At 70.6% G+C, this 4,399-nt stretch carries 6 protein-coding genes; all 6 read left to right on the top strand.

Annotated elements, in window-relative coordinates; all coding sequences use genetic code 11:
* A partial coding sequence (locus tag VFE05_16380; GenBank protein HET6231652.1) for a glycoside hydrolase domain-containing protein occupies window positions 1-616 on the top strand: 616 nt, incomplete at its 5' end.
* 152 nt (window positions 617-768) lie between these two features.
* Window positions 769-1,254, top strand: coding sequence for an MOSC domain-containing protein (locus VFE05_16375; GenBank protein ID HET6231651.1), 486 nt, complete (start codon window positions 769-771; stop codon window positions 1,252-1,254).
* 139 nt (window positions 1,255-1,393) lie between these two features.
* The gene (locus tag VFE05_16370; protein ID HET6231650.1) at window positions 1,394-2,368 is read left to right on the top strand and encodes a YCF48-related protein; all 975 of its coding nucleotides are present in this window, start codon (window positions 1,394-1,396) and stop codon (window positions 2,366-2,368) included.
* A complete protein-coding gene (locus tag VFE05_16365; GenBank protein ID HET6231649.1) occupies window positions 2,365-3,201 on the top strand; it encodes an arginase family protein in 837 nt (278 codons plus the stop codon). The genes VFE05_16370 and VFE05_16365 overlap by 4 nt, the downstream gene beginning before the upstream one ends.
* Window positions 3,202-3,407: 206 nt before the next feature.
* Entirely contained in the window at window positions 3,408-3,794 is a 387-nt protein-coding gene (locus tag VFE05_16360; GenBank protein HET6231648.1) for a type II toxin-antitoxin system RelE/ParE family toxin, read from the top strand.
* On the top strand, window positions 3,760-4,098 hold the full coding sequence (locus VFE05_16355; protein HET6231647.1) for a helix-turn-helix transcriptional regulator: 339 nt from the start codon (window positions 3,760-3,762) through the stop codon (window positions 4,096-4,098). The genes VFE05_16360 and VFE05_16355 overlap by 35 nt, the downstream gene beginning before the upstream one ends.
* The last annotated feature ends 301 nt before the right edge of the window (window positions 4,099-4,399 follow it).

Genomic DNA, 4,399 nt, shown 5'->3' with positions numbered 1-4,399 from the left:
CCCCGCGCCCTGTCACCGCGACGTGACGTGGTCCGGCAAGCGCGCCACGCTGGCCGCGCAGGGCTGGGGCTTCGGCGTGCTGTACGTGGGGCAGCAGGACTTCGGCGCGGCGCTCCAGCGCATCCCCGCCGCCGAGGTGGGCGCGCAGACGGTGCCCACCTGCTCGGCCTCGCTGCTTACGGCCGCGCGCGGCACGGCGGACGCGAACGACGCCATCGCCCGCGTGCAGGCGGAGGGATTCGCGAACGGCACCGTCATCTTCCTGGACGTGGAGCCCGTGACCGCCGTCTCCGCCGCGCTCGACGCGTACTACCGCGCCTGGATCGGGCGCGTGCTGGCGGACGGCCGCTACGCGCCGGGCGTCTACTGCCACCGGACGAACGCCACGACGCTCTTCAACACCGCCCGTGACGTATACGCGAGCAGCGGGCGTGGCGGCACGCCTCGGTTCTGGGTGTCGTCCACGCTCAACTTCGACCTCACGCGGCCGCCCACCGACTCCGGGTTCAGCTTCGCCTCTGTCTGGCAGGGGCGGCTGGACACGACGGAGACGTACGGCGGCGTCAGCATCAACATCGACGCGGACGTGGCCTCCACCGCGTCGCCATCCACCTGACGCGGCGGCGGATCGACGGCGGACGAAGGGCGCCCGTGCCGGGTTGCGCGGGCGCCCTTCGCCGCGTTGCACTCCGGCCCGCGGCGTGCTCTTTTCGGTAGATGCACGGCGGCCGAATCGCCGCGCATCGCCACCCATGGCGCGAGGGCGAGTTGGCGGGCATCATCCACCAGATCAGCACCAGCGACGGCGGCGTGCCCAAGCTGCCCGTGCACCAGGCGCTCGTCACGCAGGCCGGCATCGTGGGCGACCGGCAGAAGAACCGGCTCTTCCACGGCGGCCCCAACCGCGCCGTCTGCCTGTACTCGCTGGAGGTGATCGGCCGCCTGCGCACCGAGGGTCACCCCATCGCCCCCGGCACCACGGGCGAGAACGTCACCGTCAGCGGCATCGACTGGCCTCTCGTGCGTCCGGGCGTCCGCCTGCGCCTGGGAGCAGAAGCGGAGGTGGAGGTGACCACCTACACGGTGCCGTGCAAGAACATCGCGGGCTCGTTCGCCGACGGGCGCTTCAACCGCATCTCGCAGAAAGCCGCGCCCGGCGACTCGCGCGTCTACGCCCGCGTCCTCCGCGAAGGCTGGATCACCATCGGCGACGCCGTGGAGACTCTCGAACCGCTTCAGGGCTCGCTCCTCTGACCCGCCCAGTCGTTCCATCCTCACACTCCGTCCGCACATGCGCATCTCCCGAAGCTCTCTCATCGCCGCGCTTCCGCTGCTGTCCTCCTGCGCCGCGCCCGCCGCACAGCCGTCGCCCTCCGCTGGCTTTGGGTGGACGATGCAGACCAGCGGCACCACCGCGTCGCTACGCGGCTTGAGCGTGGTGAGCCGCGACGTGGCGTGGGCCAGCGGCAGCGGCGGCACGTTCCTGCGCACGGTAGATGGCGGCGCTACGTGGCGCGCGGACACGGTTCCGGGCGCCTCGAAGCTCGACTTCCGCGACGTGCAAGCGTTCGATGAGCGCACGGCGGTGCTGCTCACGGCGGGGCAGCCGGCGCGCATCTACCGCACGGAAGATGGCGGACGGCGCTGGACCGTGGTGCACACGGAAGATGCGCCCGCCGCCTTCTTCGACGGCATGGCGTTCTGGGACGCGCGCAACGGCATCGCGTTCAGCGACCCCGTGGACGGCCACTTCCTCATCGTCACCACGGGAGATGGCGGTCGGACCTGGACGCGCGTGCCGCCGGAGAGCATCCCCGCTCCGCTGGCGGGCGAGGCGGCGTTCGCGGCGAGCGGCACCGCGGTCAGCGTCCACGGCTCGTCCGACGCGTGGATCGCCACGGGCGGCGGCCGCGTCGCGCGCGTGCTCCACACGCCCGACCGCGGGCGTACGTGGAGCGTGGCCGAGCTGCCGTTCGCGGGCAACGAGACTTCCGGCGCGTTCTCGGCCGCCTTCCGCGACGGGGGCACGGGCGTGGCCGTGGGCGGCGACTACCGCCGCGAGCGTGAGGGCGGCGACGCGGCCCGCAGCACCGACGGCGGCCGCACGTGGATGGCCGGCGGACGGGTGATGCCGCCCGGCGTGCGCGAGGGCGTCGTCTACGTCCCGGGCGCGCGCCGTCCCACGGTGGTTGCGGTGGGGCCAGGCGGATCGAGCTGGTCGGTAGATGATGGAGCGACGTGGATGCCCATCGACACGGCCGGCTTCCACGCGGTCGGCTTCGCGGCGCCGGACGCGGGCTGGGCCGTGGGCGCGGGCGGACGCGTCGCGCGGTTCACGGGCGCGCTGCCGGGCACTACCCGCCCGTGAAAGTCCAGGCGCTGCTCGTCCCGTACGACTCCGGCCACCGGGACGAGCGCTTCGGCCGTGGGCCGGACCACCTGCTGCGCCATGGCCTGGCGAGCACCCTCCGCGCCCTTGGCCACGACGTGAAGGCGGAGTACGTGGAGACCGACGCGCCGTTCCCGACCGAGATCGCGACCACCTTCGCGCTTCACGCCCGCCTGTCGGAACGCGTCCGCGCGGCGGTGGATGCGGGGCGCTTCCCGCTCGTCCTGAGCGGCAACTGCGGCAGCGCCATCGGTACTGCGGCGGGCGTCGGCACCGGCGGTCTCGGCGTCGTCTGGCTGGACGCACACGGCGACCTCAACACGCCCGAGACGAGCGCGAGCGGGTTCCTGGACGGCATGTGCCTCGCCACGCTCGCCGGCCGCTGCTGGCGCGGACCCGCCGCGCGCATCCCCGGCTTCACACCCGTGGCGGAGCAGCGCATCGTCCTCGCCGCGCGCGACCTCGACCCCGGTGAGCGCGAGTTGCTGCAAACCTCCCTCATCACCCATCTCTCCACCGAAGCGATCCGTACGGGCGCTCTCCGCGAAGCCGTCGAACGTCTCGCGAGAGACTCGGAGCGCATCTACCTCCACCTCGACCTGGACGTCCTCGACACGTCCGTCGGCCGCGCGAACTCCTACGCCGTACCAGGCGGCCTCACCGCCGCCGAGCTTGCGGATGCGGTCGCGACGGTCGCCGCGACGGGCCGTCTCGCCGCGCTCGGCGTCGCATCGTACGACCCGACGTGCGACGAGAACGGCGCTGTCTTCCGCGCCGCCGTCGCCGCCCTCGAATCTCTCCCGCTCGCCTGAAGCCACTCAACTGCCGTGGGATTCCCATCCGGCTCGTGTGTAAACACCGTCCACCTTGTGCCGGCTCCTTTGGCGCTGTAAGATGCACGTCCGCAGTCCTGCCGTACCTGTTCTCCCGCGGTTCGATGGATCTTGTGGAGAGGGTCTTGCCTTATTATGGTCATTCAACCATATTGATCATGCGTCTACCGAAATCGAAGGATCTGGTGCCCATCGGCTCTGCGCTGGACGACCTGACGGGCATGCCGGAAGCGGTGAGAGGAAGGTTCGGGGCTGCGCTGCGGTTCGTGCAGAACGGCGGGCATCCCTCCGAGGCGCGGCCGTTCCGCGAGGGCGTCTCGCGCGAGGTGATGAAGCTGGTCGAGGACTTCGACCGCGACACGTACCGCGCCGCCTACGTGGCCGACTTTCCGGAATGCGTGTACCTGCTGCACGTCTTCAAGAAGAAGAGCACGTCGGGGATCGGGACGCCCAAGCCGGACATCAACACCATCGAAGCCCGGCTGAAGGCGGCCAGGGAAGACTATCAGCGGCGCTACTGCACAAAGGAGATCTCCCATGAGCGAAAATTCCATCGGGCCCGTAATCCGTGACGATCTCTTCGAGCGTCTCGGTCTTCCCAACCCCGACGAGTACCGCGCCCGCGTGGACCTGGCATTCCTGATCGTCCAGGAGTGCAAGCGCCGCGGTCTCAAGCAGAAGGCCGCCGCCGACCTCCTGGACATCGGCCAGCCGGACTTCTCGAAGCTCGCCAACGCCAAGGTGGAGGGCTTCAGCCAGGAGCGCCTGGAGAAGCTGCTCAACCGGCTGGACATGCACGTGCGCATCCAGGTGGGCCCGCGCCCCGAGTGGACGCAGCAGGCCGGCGTGGCCGTGGAGCTGGTCAAGAGCTTCTGAGCCGAAGCGGCAGCCCGCATCTCCCGAACACGACGAAGCGCGCCCGCATCCGCCGGCGCGCTTCTGCGTTTGCATCGGCAGACGCGGTTGAGGGACGCCGCCGCGCCGCCGTGCATCTCCCGGCTCGCCTCCTCGCCCGAAAGCCTTTCGTCTGCCGGGTGTGTCGCGTTGATTTAGAAAAGTCCGGGGTCTGGTTGATTTAGAAATGTCCGGCGAAAGGTTCCCTGCTTGCGCCAGGGATGGTCGGGCGCGGGCTTGTTGGTCTTGCGCGCTTGGTCATTCGTCACCTCCGGAGTAGGTG

This window comes from Longimicrobiaceae bacterium (genome assembly GCA_035696245.1).
Lineage (GTDB): Bacteria > Gemmatimonadota > Gemmatimonadetes > Longimicrobiales > Longimicrobiaceae > DASRQW01.
The sequence above is the reverse complement of the archived record's forward strand: the minus strand, read 5'-3'. Positions and strand labels throughout refer to the sequence as shown.